This window comes from Fimbriimonadaceae bacterium (assembly GCA_023957775.1).
Taxonomy (GTDB): Bacteria; Armatimonadota; Fimbriimonadia; order Fimbriimonadales; family Fimbriimonadaceae; genus JAMLGR01.
Window position 1 is genome coordinate 179,544 of the sequence record JAMLGR010000006.1, and the last position, 14,276, is coordinate 193,819.

Here is a 14,276-nt window from a genome sequence, read left to right on the forward strand (position 1 = left end):
CTGATCCGAGCGGCTTGCCGCCGGTCCAAATAACCGAACAAGTTCGGTGGATTCAGGGCGACGAGCAAGCTCGCGCACTCCCACGGGGAAGGGTAGCCTTCGGCGTATGGCCGTTCTGGACTGGGAGAACCCCTCGCTCACGCATCGAAACCGACTCCCGCCGCGCGCCACGTCCTGGCCGTTTGTCGAACCCGGTCAAGCACCCGAAACCAGCCCTTTCGTGCTCCGCCTCGATGGTCGCTGGAAGTTCATGTGGGCGCCGAACCCGGCGTCCGCAACTGAGGGATTCGAATCGGAGGGGTTCGACGACTCGCCATGGGGCGAGATCGACGTTCCTTCCTGCTGGGAGATGCAGGGGCATGGCATCCCGATCTACACGAACGTGCAGTACCCCTTCCCGTGCGATCCGCCGCATGTGCCGACCGAAGACAATCCGACGGGTTGCTACCGCCTGCGCTTTGAGGTGCCCGCCGAGTGGGCGGACCGGCCCGTGCACCTTCACTTCGGCGGCGTGTACTCCGCGTTCACCGTGTGGCTGAACGGGCGGGAGGTGGGCTTCAGCAAGGGCTCAAAGACCCCCGCCGAGTTCGACTTGACGCCTTTCTTGGCACCGGGTGAAAACTTGCTGGCCGTGAAGGCCGTGAAGTGGAGCGACGGCTCCTATCTGGAAGACCAGGACATGTTCCATTTCGGCGGGATCTTCCGCAGCGTGTTCCTGTTCTCGCCGGCACCCGTTCACCTTCGTGATTTCTTTGCGTGGGACGCGTGGGTGGGAAACGATGCCGACCTCCACGTGCAGGTGGAGGTCGAGGGGCCCGGCGAGGGACACACGGTCGAGGCAGTGCTGGAGCCGGGGACGCCGCGGCCCCAGCGCGCCAGCGAGGCGCTCTCCGAGTCGGGCCGCGCTTTGCTCCGATTGCGGGTCGAGGCGCCCCGCCGTTGGTCGGCCGAGGACCCTTTTCTGACCACGCTTGAACTGCGTCTCCTGAATCCCAATGGCACGGTCGTGGACAAGCGCACGATTCGGCACGGGTTCCGTCATGTTGAGATTCGAGAAGGGCGTTTCTGGATCAACGGCGCGGCGGTCAAGCTGCGGGGAGTGAACCGGCACGAGCACGACCCGGACCTCGGGCGAACCATGACCGAGACGAGGATGCGGCAGGACCTCGAGCTGATGAAGCGCCACAACATCGACACGGTACGGACGAGCCACTATCCGAACGATCCCAGATGGTACGAATTGTGCGACGAGGTCGGGATCTACGTGATCGACGAGGCGAACATCGAGTCCCACGGAATGGGCTACTCGCTGGAGAAGTCGCTGGGCAACAACCCCGAGTGGGAGGCCGCTCATGTGGACCGCGCCGAGCGCATGGTCGTGCGCGACCGGAACCACGCATGCATCGTGATGTGGTCCTACGGCAACGAGGCCGGGCCAGGGTGCAACTTCCGAGCGGTGCGCAAGGCGGTGAAAGCCCTGGATGCGACGCGTCCCACGCACTACGAGCGCGACAACGAGACGGCCGACGTGGACTCGTGCATGTACCCGACCGTCGAGTGGTTGGATGCCGAAGGGGCCAAGGGGGGCGAGAAGCCGTTCTTCGTCTGCGAGTACGCCCACGCGATGGGCAACGCGATGGGGAATTTTGCGAAGTATTGGGACGTGATCGAACGCCACCCGCGCCTGATGGGCGCGTGCGTTTGGGATTGGGTCGATCAGGGGCTTCGGCGATTGGACGAGAACGGGTTGGAGTTCTACGGCTACGGGGGCGACTTCGGGGACTTCCCGAACGACGGTCCGTTTTGCATCAATGGCATCGTCCCGCCCGATCGACAGACCAGCGCGAAGCTGCTCGAGGTGGCCCGTGTCTACCAGCGGATCGGGTTCTCACTGGCGGAGGGAGAGCTTCTGATTGAGAATAAGTTTGATTTTACAAACTTGGATCAATTCGAATTCCATTGGGAGGTGGTGGGAGGTCCTGCGACGAGCGGCGTTTTTCCCGGGATCGATGTGCCACCGGGCGAGATCGGGCGGGTCACTCTCCCCGAGTTGCCTTCCGAGGCGCGGTACCTGGACGTTTGGGCCGTGCGCGCCCAGCCTCGTTCCCGATCCGAGGCGGGTGAAGCTGTGGCCAGGGCGCAATTCGCCCTGGAAGGGGCCCTCCGAGAAGGACCCCTCCCTTCTCGGGAGAGGGGCGCCTCCGCTCCCAGCGTGAGCGAGACGGAGTCTGCGCTCCACCTCGTGGGCGAGGGGTTCTCCGTGACGTTCCCCAAGGGTGAGGCGACGTTTCGGGCCTACCGTGTTGGTGGCAGCGAGCTGATCTCGTCAGGCCCTGAGGTCAACCTCCACCGGGCCCAAACGGACAACGACAAGTGGTTGCGCGAGGCGGTCGTTGCTTCCGGGTTGGCTGATCCTGAGCGACGGGTGGTTCTCTGGGAGTGGAAGGCCTTGGAGGACCAAGTTGAAGTTCACATCGAGGTCCACGCTTTGGGGGCGGCCGGGGTCGGCGTTCGCCACGATGCGACCTACCGCATCGATGCCGACGGCGAGATCGTGATGCGTCATCGTTTCGAACCGATCGGCGAACTGCCGCCTCTGCCGAAGGTCGGGCTCCGGCTGTTTGCCGCCGGGGAGTTCGAGACCCTTCGTTATTGGGGCAGGGGCCCCCATGAGAACTACCCCGACCGGAAGGCTTCGGCGGACTTTGGCCTCTGGTCTTGCCCGGTAGCCGAGGCCGGCGAGTTCTACGTGCGCCCGCAAGACAACGGCAACCGTGAGGAGGTTCGCTGGGCGACTCTTTCCACCGCGCACGGAAGAACCCTGAATGCGCCGACGCCGGGTGCGATCGTGTTCGAGGGTTTGTTCAGCTTCGCCGTGTCCCGGTTCCTGCCGGAGCAGCTGGAGCGCGCTAGGCACTATGCCGGCGAACCGCCGCGATTCGAGCGTCCGGTCCCGCGGGAGGACCTCGTGGTGTGCCTCGACGCTTTCGTGATGGGTCTCGGTGGCGCGTCGTGCGGCCCCCCTCCGATGGAGAAGTACCGCACGATCCCCTGGCCCTTGGAGTTGAACGTGACCCTCCGGGGTGCCCCCTGTGGTGCCACGCCCGCTCGACGGGCGTGAGTGAGGACGGGTGGAGTGCCGGGACCCAATAGGTACTCTCCACTGATGCGGATCGAGGAGGCGGTGGAGGCGTTCGTGCGCGGTTTCGCGTTCACCCGATCGCTTGCGCACCCCTACGTCGTCGAGCGCATCGAGGATGTCTGGGTGATGCGGGACGGACCGGGGAAGAAGGGAGACCCGCGCAACGAGGAGTGGGTTGCGCTTGGGCTCGCTCCAGAGCGGGTCGACGACGTTGCGGGAAGGCATGCGCGGGGCCGATTCGCCGTCGCCTGGGTGTGCCCTCTCGGCGAGTCGGACCTCGAGGAGCGCGCCGGGTTCAAAGCCCTTGGGTATCGGCTTGGCGCCACCGAACCCCTCTTCGTTCACGATTTGCAGGCAGTGCCTGTGGCCGAGAGTCCGGCGATCGTGAGTCGGGTTGAAGATCCCGAACGGGCCGCGCGGCTTGGTCGACTTCTCCGGCGCAAACCGCTCCGAGACGAGTTCCTTGCGGAAGATTCCGCCTGGCGGCAGTATGTCGCCGAGATCGACGGCGAGATCGTGGGTTGGGTGGCCAGCATCGACGCCGGAACGGCGCGCTGGTGTGCGAACCTCCAGGTCGTGCGGGAGCATCGGCGCAAGGGAATCGCCAAGGCGCTGATGGGCCGCATGCTGGAGGACGATCGGCGCCTGGGGGACCGAGCATCGGTCTTGCTTTCCAGCCACACCGGCGCCCACCTGTATCCGACCGTGGGATACCGGCAGCTCGGCACCCTGCTGCTCTATACCCTGTAACCCCCCTCCCTCCCCTCCCCGGGTGCCACGCCCGCTCGACGGGCGTGCGCCCACGTCGAAGCCACCTCCTTGGGAACGAGGTGTAGAATCACCGCGGAAGGAGGGACGAGATGAGCGTGCCCGAGTTTTGGAAAGCGATGATCGGCTCCTGGACGGGAGAGAACAAGCTCTGGCTGATGCCAGGGGATCCGTCGTCGGATTCGAAGGCGACCGCACGTGTGGAACCGCTAGCGAACGGCAAATTTCTCGGGGTCCACTACACCTGGGAGGAGAGCGGCGAGACGCAAGAGGGCTTCGCCCTGGTTGGGGCTTCGAAGGACGGGACCTCGGCCCAAGCCACCTGGGTGGATTCCTGGCACATGGGGGATAGCCCGATGGCGTTGCGTGAAGTGCCCTCAGCTCCGGGCGTGGTGGCACTGCTCGGCTCCTACCCCGCGCCGGAAGGACCGGATTGGGGTTGGCGCGTGGAGTTCGAGCCCGGTGGGCAGGATCATTGGACGATGCGGATGTTCAACATCACCCCGGATGGCCAGGAGGCGCCCGCCGTCCTTGCCGAATTCGTCCGCGCCCCCTCGTAGAGGCTGTCGCAAACCCCGGGGGGGGGCACGCCCGCTCGACGGGCGTGCATTGAACTCACGACCGTCCAACGGGCATCGCCCCCGCGACTCTTCCCACCCGTCCGGCAGCGGTTTCTGACTCGCCTCACTCCTGCGAGTGGCGGGCGGTACTCTTCGGGTTCGGGTGGAACCGGCCGACGCTTCCGTCCGAAGAGGCGCTTATGAAGTGGACCCTTATTGCGACCGTTGTCCTGATTCTCTGCGGCTGTTCCAAGGGAGTTGCGCCCGCGCCGGAAGCGGCGAAGGCCGAGCCTCTGAAGAACGGCCTCGAGGTCGTGCTGAGGCCCATCGAAGGCGCCAAGTCGGTGGCTCTGGTCGTCCAGTACTCGATCGGGGACCGGAACGACCCGGAAGGCGCCTCTGGCATGGCGCACCTTATCGAGCACCTGTTGGCGACCTGTGCGACGCCGGGCCACCCCGCTAGGGACGTCGACACCCTGGTCGACACCTATCCCGATGGCTTCAACGCCCAAACGGGGGATGACTACACCCTGGTTTCGACGGTGTTCCCCAAGGAGCGGCTTGAGGCGGAGCTTGCCGACGCGGCGGCTCGGATGACCGATCTTCGGATCGAACCCGAGGACGTCCAGCGAGAGCTTGGCAGGCTCGAGGTCGAGCTGGCGAATATGTACAAGTCTGTACCTAGTTTGGCTTCACAAAACTATGCCGCGCAAGCCGTGGCTCCACCCCTGGTCGGGGCGCGCCGCGGCGGGGTCCTCGAGCAGATGCGGGCGATCCCCCTCGACACGCTCCGCGCGCGCGTCGCCGCCTACTACCAGCCGCGCAACGCGATGCTCGTCCTGGCCGGGGACCTTGCCCCCGCTCAGGCTCAAGCCATGGTGGAGAAGGCCTTCGGAAAGATCTCAGGCGGCGAGGCTCTTCCGGAGGTCGCGCTTGCCCGCGCGCCGGTCACGACCGGCACGACCGAGTTGCCCGCGTCGGGCCTGCTGGGTGGGGGCTACGCCGCAGTCGCCTACCCGGCACCGAGTCCCAAGGATCCGGAGTACGCGGGTTTCTTGATGCTCGCGTCGATCCTGCAGACACGGGCCATCGACTTCGGGGCGCCCAAGGGTGTGGCTCCCGTGCAGTTCGCGCCGTTGGATCGGCCCGAAGTGCTGATCGTTTCGGCGCCTCCGCTCGCCGGGGAGGATGCGGCCAAAGCCGCCACACGCATCGAAGCGATCGTCCGGCGTGAACTGGAAGCGGCCCAGGTGGACACGCGGCTCTTAACGCGCACCTTCGGGTTTCTGCTGGGTCTCGAGGGAACCCCGGAGACCGAGATGGCCCTCAACCCCTACGGCGTCGCGTTCGGAATCGCCCGGAGGCGGCAACTGGGGATCGACCCGGCAGCCCTGGCTTCGAGGATCAACACGTTGTCCGACGCCGAGTTGGCCAGGGCCCGCACTGTGATGCTGGAGCATGTGGGCAAAGCCGTGGTCCGCAGTTCCGCCGCGAACCGGTGATGGTGGCGGCACGCCCGTCGAGCGGGGCGTGGCACCCGCGCCCTGCTGGATGCGGCACTCGGCACGCCCGACGAGCGGGCGTGGCACCCGTGACGGCACCCCGATGGCACCTCGCGCGGGTAAAGTGCGCGCGTTCGATGGTTGAGCCTTTAACCGCCTGGATGTCGGTGGACCGCGCCGAGCGAGCGTTGCGAGCGGGTGGCCTCTCGGACGGCGCCTCGGCCCTCGCGGCGCCCCTCGTGTCCCGGGCCGCGCAGGCCTTGGTGGAGTCGGGAGTCAGCGGCAACCTGGCCTCATCGGCTTGGTGGGTCCCGGGCCGGGTCGAAATCCTTGGCAAGCACACGGACTATGCGGGCGGGCGCAGCCTCACTTGCGCGGCCGAACGGGGGTTCGCCCTCGTGTTCGTCACGTGCCAGGAGCGGACGCTCACGGTCCATGCGACCGACGAGAACGAGACCGCCCGCTTCGCTCTCTTTGAGGAAGGGGCGCCCCAAGCCGGGTGGAGGCTCTACGCGAGTACGTTGGCCAACCGCTTCGCCCAGGACGCCTCGAATCTCCAATGGGGCGTGGAGTGCGCGTTGGCCAGCAACCTCCCGCGCGATGCCGGCCTCTCGAGTTCCAGCGCGCTCCTGATCGCCCTGTTTCAGGCGGTGGCTTCGGCCAACGGCCGATTCGAAGGGACACCGCTGGGAGAGGCCACGGCGACGCCAGAGGGGCAAGCCGCCTACTTGGCGAGCGTGGAAGCCGGGCGCCCGTTCGCCGGGCTTGGAGGCGCCGCCCCGACGGGCGTGGGAACCCGTGGCGGCAGCGAGGACCATGTGGCGATCCTCTGCTCGCGCGTCGATGCAATCGGCCTCTACCGGTATCGCCCGATCGAGCGGCTGGGATCGTACCCGCTGCCAGGGGAGTGGCTGATCGCGGTTGGCGGGTCGGGCGTCTCCGCCCACAAGGCCGGCGCCGCTCGGGAAGCGTACAACCGCGCATCCGACCTGATGGCCCGGCTCCAAGCCGGCGAGCCTCCGGTGGACGACGCGCTCAAGCATCGGCAGGCGCACTTCGACTTCGAAGACGGGCACGCGGTGCCATCCGCCGCCGAGGCGCTCCGCAGCGGAGACCTCGAGACCTTTGCCGACTGGGTGAACCGGTCCCAATCGATGGGAGCGGGGCTGCTTGGGAACCAGATTCCTGAAACCATCGCCTTGGCGGCCTCGGCGCGCGCCGTGGGTTCTCCTTGTGCCACCGCCTTCGGTGCAGGGTTTGGAGGAAGCGTGTGGGCGCTGATTCGAAGGGAAGACCCGGAGGGCTTCCTCGAGAGGTGGCGCGCTCGATACGCAACGGAGTTCGAATACTCTGCGGGGAACGGCCGGTTCTTTACTATGCGCCCCGGCCCCCCCGCATTTCGTTTGGGCTAGTAGGTCACCTCGACCTCCCAGATCCACCCGGAGGCGAAGCGCCCATCCATGTAGGAGATCGCCTGGCCGGCCCCCGACTCGGGCCCCCACACCCCCGAGATTCCCTGCCACCACACGCTGCCCTGGTCGGCACCCCAGTCGTGGTGGAATGGCGACGAGAAGTTGATGGAGTAGTGGTAGTAGTAGGGATCGTTGCCTCCATAAGCGCGCAACTGATAGTGCGTTGCCCCTTCGGCCTTCGGGATGATCACCGTCGCAAGCGTGGCGTGGCGCCCATTCTCGATCCGCTGCATCGTCTGGTACGACCCGAAGATGATCGAGTGGCGCGTTTCCACCCGGATCTCGCCCTCATCGCGCGCGAGGGTCACGAGTTGGCCGTCGATGTTCTCCGCGACTTCGACCGAGATCGAGTCGACGCCGTCCGTACTCCGAGCGGTGTAGGTGAGTCGGCCGTCCCGGGTCCACTCTCCCAGCGGTTCGTTGAACTCGCCGTAGTTCGTGGTTCCGTTGAACCGGTACCAGACGGTTCCCGAAGCGGCATCCGGGGGGAGGAGCGTGACGGAGATGTTCTGGCTCTCCCCGTGCAGCAGAGAACTTCTGCGCGGATTGAGGACCGCGCGTGTGTTGGAGACCTCGATCCGAGCCTGATCGACGCCGACGCGCACGTGGTTCGCGCCCTCCATATAGAAGACCTCGACGCTGAGCGACGTATCGCCTCGGAACCCGACATCCGGTGAGAACACCGCGAACTCCGAATCGGTCTCGATGTCCATCGCGAACTGGCCGCCGGACGAGACCCTTCCGTTGCCACCGGACTTCCAGTGGTAACGATAGGCGATGTTCGGATCGCGGTTCTGAACGATCGCCTCGAATGTCGTGAGCGGAGACGTCGGGAAGATCGTGAGTTCGTCCGGGGTCAAAGTGACCTTGGCGCCCGTGGTGTCGATTTCGAACACGTCGGCACTGCGGGACGCGGCGATCGAGACGACCTGGACGACGCTGTCCGCGACCGTCAGGAACTTGTCGAGGCCGCCCATCCCGTCGAAGAGCGCGTACACCTTCGTCATGAACTGCTCTGCGATCTCCTGTCCGTATCCCGACGAGATGATGTCGTGGACCAACGCGAGCACCGCCAACTGGAGCCCGGGACTGGTGGCGAACGCCTTGTAGATGTCCACCATCGCGCCCTTCACGTCCCCGGTTCGGGCCTTGTCCAACACTCCCGGCAGAACGTCGAACAGCGCGTTGACGGCGCTTTGGTACACCTCGGTGGCCAGCACGATGTTGATCCGCTCTTCAAGCCCATCGAGCGCAATCGGTGCCGCCAGGTTGACGATCATCGGCAGGAACAAGTCGGCGATCAGGGTCCGTGCGACGACCTTCCGGTACGAGGCTTGTTCCACCTCGTCCGTGAGGTCCCAATCGCCGTCGCTGCTGCCGAGCCCGACGGCCGTGACGCGGTACTTCGTGGAGGAGGCCCCCTCAGGCGTCAGCGGAATCGGGATCGCCGCGGTCGTGACCGGGGCGTACGGCATTTGTCCGGTTCCCAGGATGTCGATCAGACCCCCGATCAGGGAGTTGAAGTGGGCCGTCGGCGAAACGTCGACGACCGCGACCCGCTCGGGCGAAGGCGTCGTGTTGCCGTTCTCGTCGTCGTAGCTCATGCGCTCGATATGGGCGATCGCCCGACGACGGTACGCGTTCTTGATCTGGATCGCGCTGTCGCCCTCGGCGCGCAGCACTTGCAGCCCGCTTCTGGGCTCCGTCGGCTGAATGAGGAGGCCGCGGCTGGCAAGGAGGCTGTCGATGGCCTCCTCCAGACGAGGTTTGATGGCCTCCTTCATGTCGTCGAGGGACGTCGCGCCTCCCGCATACTCGGCCGCGATCGCGTCCGCCAAGTCGATGGCCTGCTGCGTGTCCTTCAAGTCGCGAACGGCCACCGTCTGGCCGTCCTCGGGAAGGAGGAACAGCCCCGCTCCGAAGTAGAGCAGGACCTCGGCGGTGCTCTTGACATCCACGTCCGGATGGCCCGTCCCGACCCATCCGAGGAGCACGGGGTCCCCTTGGGCGTTATCGATCGTGACGAGTTGGGGCTTGTTCGAGAGTACGCTCGCCGTGAAGGTGCCGTCCGACTGGACCGAGGCATCGGCGAGGCTCGAGGACGCTTTGAGGGTGTTCAACGGAAGGTTGAGCCCGGCCGGCAACGCGGTTCGACCTCGGCCGTCTCCACCTGAACCTCCGCCCGAGCCTCCGGTGCCGCCGCCGCCTTTGCCTCCGCATCCGATAAGGATCAGGAGCAGCAACGTGATCGCAATGGCGAGATAGGGTTGGTTTCTTGTGTTTCGGCGCATAGCAACCAAGGTCTATCGCGCCATCGCAAATTCACCGCAAAAAGACCGCTCAGAGCAGGAGGGCCAGGTGGTCGCAAGTCTGCTGAACAACCGAGTCGAAGGAAGTTCGGCGAAGGCTCTTCCCGCAGGCTTCAGGGGCGGACATCTTCGGTCGGTACCGCGCCGCCAACCGCTTTTCCACCGTCGATCGGGGATGGCCGATCCGTTCGCGAAGGGTTTCGCCGGCTCGAAAGGCCCATCCGGCCAGATCGGGGCGACCGACGACGGTCCACATGATCGCCACCTTGTCGAGACCGATGACGACCAACCGACGGTAGCTGCGGCGCTGCATGATGCCAAGCGCGTCGGTGAGCGTGCGCCCGACCTCTGTCCTGTCCCCTAGACCGGCGTGGCCAACGCCGAGCCCAATCAGCGAAGCTGCCTCGACGTAGTGGTTCCCCAAGGCGCGGGCAACCCGGACGGCTTCCTCGCCGCTTCGCACGGCCGCCTCCCACTCTTCCTCCTCCCCATACAGCATGCTGAGGTTCGCCAACGCGACACTGCGGTGGTGGTCAAGTCGCGCGAGTGGAGGGAGTGTCTGAATCGATCGGTAGAGCGCGATGGCTTGATCCGAGTCGCCCTCGTGCCACACGAGGCCCGCATAGTTGATCTTGAACTGGGCTTGAACCCATGGATCGTGCACGCGATCGATGACCTCCGTGCCCCGTGAGAATGCCCGGCGCGCAGACGCCGGGTCTCGGACCTCCAAGTAGTAGAAGCCCAGCCGGGCAGCGGTTTGCAGGATCAGCGTATCGGAGGCGAGCCGTTCCGCGTCTTCCTGGGCCAACAGCAGGTGGGTCTCCGCTCTTCGGTAGTCGGCGAGCAACTGGGCAAGGAACGATGCGGCGAAGGCAACCCGGCAACGGGCTTCCGAGGGATCGTGCGCGGCGGCAAGACATTTCTCCATGACCGAGAGCGCCGCGCTGGGATTTCGGGTGTGCACCCAGTAGTTGGTGTTGGACGCAACGAACTTCAGGGCCTCGTCGCCACCGTGCTGCAGGCTTTCTTCGAACGCGCGAACAATCGCGTCCTGTTCCGAAGGGTCTTCGAAGTCGCGCCGATCGGAGTGGCGAGGGTAGTCGCCTTTCCCAATGACTTCAGCCATGCGGACGAGGACCGCGGAGGCTGCGGAGACTTCGGACTCCCGCAACGACGACTCGTGTTGGTTGAAAATCTCTTGCGCGACATGCAGTTCGCCCATTTCGGCGGCGCATCGCATCGCTCTCCCTGCAGCGACCTCGTTCCAAGGTTGGCGCTTCAGAGCCTCCTTTGCAACCGACAGGGCTTCCTCGTAGAGGCCGTCGTTTTCCAGGGCCTCGCCCAGCATCGACCAAGCCTCTTCCCGCTGGGCCTCCCAGTACGCACGCGGGCCGAGCACCCAATCGGCGTCCCAGCCCGAAAGGAACTCGGAATCCAGGATGACGTCCACCCTTCGGACCGTGTCTTGGAGCATGTTGGTCTTCGTGACGAGATTGGCCTTGCGAAGCAGCCTCTCCACATCGCCGACGTCTGAAGTGCACAGGGTCGTGTCCAGCCGGGCCAGTTCTCGATCGGTGACGAGCGAGCGAGGATCGCCCAAAGTGCGTCGGATCGAGGAAAGCGCATTCCGAAGGCTGGCCTTGCTGCGGTCGTCCGCCGAGCCCCAAACCGCTTCGGCAAGTTCCGACCGGCGGACGGCGCGCCCATCTCTGCTGGCGAGCAAGGCCAGGACCTCGGCCGCATGTTTGGTCGGCAAGCTCGCCGGGGTTCCTTTGGCGGTCCAGGCTTGGAACGTCCCGAAGAGCCGGATGCGGATCTTCCGCTCGTGCGCCATCCTCCCATTCTGCTCCGAATCTGGGCGGCGCGCCAACTTCAGCGAGCTCTGGGTACTGTCTTCCGATGGCTGGCGGACAACTCCTCATCCGGATTCGATGCACCGAAATGCCGGGCCCGACGTTTCAAGGACAGGACGGGGTGCGGCTGGGCGTCCAACGGGGTTCGGAAGTCGTCGAGGACGTTCCAGGCGATGCCTCCGAGGTCGTGTTCGACGTCCCGTTGCGCGTCGAGCGCACGACGGCGGGGAGCCCCAACTTCCTCGGTCCCTATGCGCACGGCACCGTCTCCGAACGGTTTCTGTACTTGTGCTGGGGCGTTCGTGCGAACGGCTCTTGGATCGGCTTTCGACGCGCCAAGGTGCAGCTCAAGGAGTTGCCGTGGGAGGTCGTCGCGGCGCACGTGGCGAGTGGCGACCCGCTCGAGGCAACGGTGCGCATGACCGATCCCAAGGGCGAGCCCCTCTGCGCCACGGTGAAGCCGAGCCACATCGCCTGGGAAACGTCTCCCTGACCTTCGATCGCGTATGCTTGGCACGGCGCACGTCGGGCGCGGAGACGGAAGGTTATGGGATGGCCCACTCGGCATTGCTTCATCGCGGTCGCGCTGCTCGGCCTTGCCGCATGTGGGAAGCCCCCGACGACGCCCGCGGCCTCCGTCCTGGTCCTCGCAAGCGCCAGCTCCGCAGACGCAGTCCAAGAGATCGCCACGCGCTTTGCCAATGAGCGTGGCATCGAGGTGCGCGTGTCCGCGGGGGCTTCGAACATGCTCGCGCGCCAAGTCGAAGCGGGGATTCATGCCGATGTCTTCCTCTCGGCCAGCAAGGAGTGGGGGGATCTCCTCGACTCGCACGGCTGGGCGCGGGCTTCCATCGACCTCCTGGCGAATCGTCTGGTCCTCGTCGTGCCGAAAGGCAATCCGGCCCAGATCCGCGCCCCCGAAGACCTCTTGAACACGAGCGTGCGCTTCGTGGCGCTGGCGGGTGAGCGCGTGCCGGCCGGCGTGTACGCCGAGCAGGCCCTGCGCGCCCACGGCCTGTTGGATCGTCTCGTCGCGGCCAGGCGCCTGGTGCGTGGCCAGGACGTGCGCTCGGCGCTGGGCTATGTCGAAAGGGGCGAGGCGCAGGCCGGCGTGCTCTACGCGACCGACGCGCTTGCGAGCGAGCGGGTCGAGGCCGTCTTCACGTTTCCCGATTCGGACCACGACCCGATCGTGTATCCCTTGCTCTTGCTGAGGGACTCTCCGGTTGACGGGTCCGGGGAAGCGTTCTACCGAATGCTCCAGAGCGACTTCGCCCGCCAGGTCTTTGAGCGCCACGGATTTGCGATGGCGGCTGGGAGGCGGGGGTGACGGCTTTATCGTCCGCCGAGTGGGAGGCTGTTCGGCTCAGTCTGCTGGTCGGGGCCGTCGCCGTGGCCGCCAGCCTCCCCTTCGGCATAGCGCTGGGGTGGCTTCTCGCCCGGAGGCGGTTCGCCGGCAAGATCGTGCTCGAGACCGTGCTGAACCTCCCCCTGGTGTTGCCGCCGGTCGTGACGGGATACCTGTTGCTCGTGGCGTTTGGCTCGAACGGAGCCCTCGGGCGGTGGCTCGAGGCGTGGTTTGGAATCCGGTTCGTCTTCGATTGGAAGGGGGCGGCTCTGGCGTCCGCGGTCGTGGCGTTCCCCTTGATGGTGCGCTCCATCCGCGTGGCGATCACCTCGGTGGACGTGCGGCTCGAAGGGGCGGCCCGATCGCTGGGGGCGGGGCCTTTCGACGCGTTCCGGACGGTCACGCTCCCCCTCGCACGCCATGGGGTGATCGCGGGGGCGCTCCTTGCGTTTGCGCGCAGCATCGGCGAGTTTGGAGCGACGATCATGATCGCGGGCAGCATTCCGGGAGAGACGCGTACGATTCCGCTCTTCATCTATTCGATGCTGGAAGTGCCCGGCGGCGAGAAGGCGGTGTGGCGGGTGGTGGGCGTTTCGGTCCTGATCGCGGCGGGCGCCCTGGTGGCTTCGGAGATTCTGGAACGACGGTCGTACGTCAAGGCGGCGAGGTCCTGATGCCGCTGGAGTTCCGGTGCCGGCACCGCTACGCCAGCGGGTTTGCTCTCGACGTCGCGTTTGGGGCGGGAGACGGCGTGACGGCGCTGTGCGGTCCGTCCGGGAGCGGCAAGACCACCGTGCTGATGCTGGTGGCCGGGCTCCTTCGCCCGGAGCGGGGGAGAATCGTGCTCGGCGGAGACGTTCTCGGCGACACCGACGCTGGGGTTTGGCTGCGGCCCGAGCGTCGCAAGGTCGGCCTGGTCTTTCAAGACAGCCTGTTGTTTCCGCATCTCAGCGTGCGAGAGAACCTGGAGTTTGGGCGGCGGCGCAGGCCCGGCGGGAGCATCGAGGTTCAACGCGTTCTCGACGTCCTCGAACTCGGCGAGCTGGTGGACCGGGCGCCGGCGACGCTGAGCGGCGGTCAGGCAAGGCGCGTGGCGCTTGGCAGGACGCTGCTGAGCGACCCGGACCTGTTGATGCTCGACGAACCGTGGACGGGACTAGACGAGTCGCTCCAGGAGCGTGCGGCGGAGTTCGTTCAACGCTGCATGGCCGAGTGGAAGATCCCGACCCTGCTCGTCGCCCACGACCGTGCCGGGGTCCACCTCCTTGCCGATCAGATCGTCGAACTGCGCGAAGGCCAAGTGGCCACCTGATCGCAACGCC

At 66.1% G+C, this 14,276-nt stretch carries 11 protein-coding genes; 9 read left to right on the forward strand and 2 right to left on the reverse strand.

Translation table 11 applies throughout. The features are described 5' to 3' along the window. The first annotated feature begins 106 nt into the window (after positions 1 to 106). From M9921_07155 to M9921_07175, 5 genes are all read left to right on the forward strand, one after another. Positions 107 to 3,121 (forward strand): DUF4981 domain-containing protein, encoded by a 3,015-nt coding sequence (locus M9921_07155; GenBank protein ID MCO5296617.1) that lies wholly within the window; start codon positions 107 to 109, stop codon positions 3,119 to 3,121. A gap of 45 nt (positions 3,122 to 3,166) precedes the next feature. Beyond that, positions 3,167 to 3,892 (forward strand): GNAT family N-acetyltransferase, encoded by a 726-nt coding sequence (locus M9921_07160; GenBank protein ID MCO5296618.1) that lies wholly within the window; start codon positions 3,167 to 3,169, stop codon positions 3,890 to 3,892. A gap of 110 nt (positions 3,893 to 4,002) precedes the next feature. Beyond that, positions 4,003 to 4,470, forward strand: a complete 468-nt coding sequence (locus tag M9921_07165; GenBank protein ID MCO5296619.1) for a DUF1579 domain-containing protein — start codon at positions 4,003 to 4,005, stop codon at positions 4,468 to 4,470. 200 nt (positions 4,471 to 4,670) lie between these two features. Then, positions 4,671 to 5,972: an insulinase family protein gene (locus tag M9921_07170; protein ID MCO5296620.1), complete on the forward strand. Its 1,302-nt coding sequence runs from the start codon at positions 4,671 to 4,673 to the stop codon at positions 5,970 to 5,972. 137 nt (positions 5,973 to 6,109) lie between these two features. After that, positions 6,110 to 7,384, forward strand: a complete 1,275-nt coding sequence (locus M9921_07175) for a hypothetical protein (GenBank protein MCO5296621.1) — start codon at positions 6,110 to 6,112, stop codon at positions 7,382 to 7,384. Here M9921_07175 and M9921_07180 read toward each other — a convergent pair. Then, the gene (locus M9921_07180; GenBank protein ID MCO5296622.1) at positions 7,381 to 9,735 is read right to left on the reverse strand and encodes a hypothetical protein; all 2,355 of its coding nucleotides are present in this window, start codon (positions 9,733 to 9,735) and stop codon (positions 7,381 to 7,383) included. The two genes, M9921_07175 and M9921_07180, sit on opposite strands and share 4 nt — an antisense overlap. Positions 9,736 to 9,784: 49 nt before the next feature. After that, positions 9,785 to 11,587: a winged helix-turn-helix domain-containing protein gene (locus tag M9921_07185; protein MCO5296623.1), complete on the reverse strand. Its 1,803-nt coding sequence runs from the start codon at positions 11,585 to 11,587 to the stop codon at positions 9,785 to 9,787. A gap of 65 nt (positions 11,588 to 11,652) precedes the next feature. On the opposite strand from M9921_07185, the gene M9921_07190 reads away from it, so the two are divergent. From M9921_07190 to M9921_07205, 4 genes are read left to right on the forward strand one after another with little or no spacing between them, the layout of a single operon-like run. Further along, the gene (locus M9921_07190) at positions 11,653 to 12,099 is read left to right on the forward strand and encodes a DUF5990 family protein (GenBank protein MCO5296624.1); all 447 of its coding nucleotides are present in this window, start codon (positions 11,653 to 11,655) and stop codon (positions 12,097 to 12,099) included. A 54-nt stretch (positions 12,100 to 12,153) separates the two neighbouring features. After that, positions 12,154 to 12,936 (forward strand): molybdate ABC transporter substrate-binding protein, encoded by a 783-nt coding sequence (gene modA, locus M9921_07195; protein ID MCO5296625.1) that lies wholly within the window; start codon positions 12,154 to 12,156, stop codon positions 12,934 to 12,936. Next, a complete protein-coding gene (gene modB / locus M9921_07200; protein MCO5296626.1) occupies positions 12,933 to 13,628 on the forward strand; it encodes a molybdate ABC transporter permease subunit in 696 nt (231 codons plus the stop codon). The genes modA and modB overlap by 4 nt, the downstream gene beginning before the upstream one ends. Next, entirely contained in the window at positions 13,628 to 14,266 is a 639-nt protein-coding gene (locus tag M9921_07205) for an ATP-binding cassette domain-containing protein (protein MCO5296627.1), read from the forward strand. The genes modB and M9921_07205 overlap by 1 nt, the downstream gene beginning before the upstream one ends. The last annotated feature ends 10 nt before the right edge of the window (positions 14,267 to 14,276 follow it).

Bases quoted from the DNA above. Each gene is read 5' to 3' on its own strand.
- M9921_07155 (MCO5296617.1), top strand. From the start codon at position 107: ATGGCCGTTCTGGACTGGGAGAACCCCTCGCTCACGCATCGAAACCGA.
- M9921_07160 (MCO5296618.1), top strand. From the start codon at position 3,167: ATGCGGATCGAGGAGGCGGTGGAGGCGTTCGTGCGCGGTTTCGCGTTC.
- M9921_07165 (MCO5296619.1), top strand. From the start codon at position 4,003: ATGAGCGTGCCCGAGTTTTGGAAAGCGATGATCGGCTCCTGGACGGGA.
- M9921_07170 (MCO5296620.1), top strand. From the start codon at position 4,671: ATGAAGTGGACCCTTATTGCGACCGTTGTCCTGATTCTCTGCGGCTGT.
- M9921_07175 (MCO5296621.1), top strand. From the start codon at position 6,110: ATGGTTGAGCCTTTAACCGCCTGGATGTCGGTGGACCGCGCCGAGCGA.
- M9921_07180 (MCO5296622.1), bottom strand. From the start codon at position 9,735: ATGCGCCGAAACACAAGAAACCAACCCTATCTCGCCATTGCGATCACG.
- M9921_07185 (MCO5296623.1), bottom strand. From the start codon at position 11,587: ATGGCGCACGAGCGGAAGATCCGCATCCGGCTCTTCGGGACGTTCCAA.
- M9921_07190 (MCO5296624.1), top strand. From the start codon at position 11,653: ATGGCTGGCGGACAACTCCTCATCCGGATTCGATGCACCGAAATGCCG.
- modA (MCO5296625.1), top strand. From the start codon at position 12,154: ATGGGATGGCCCACTCGGCATTGCTTCATCGCGGTCGCGCTGCTCGGC.
- M9921_07205 (MCO5296627.1), top strand. From the start codon at position 13,628: ATGCCGCTGGAGTTCCGGTGCCGGCACCGCTACGCCAGCGGGTTTGCT.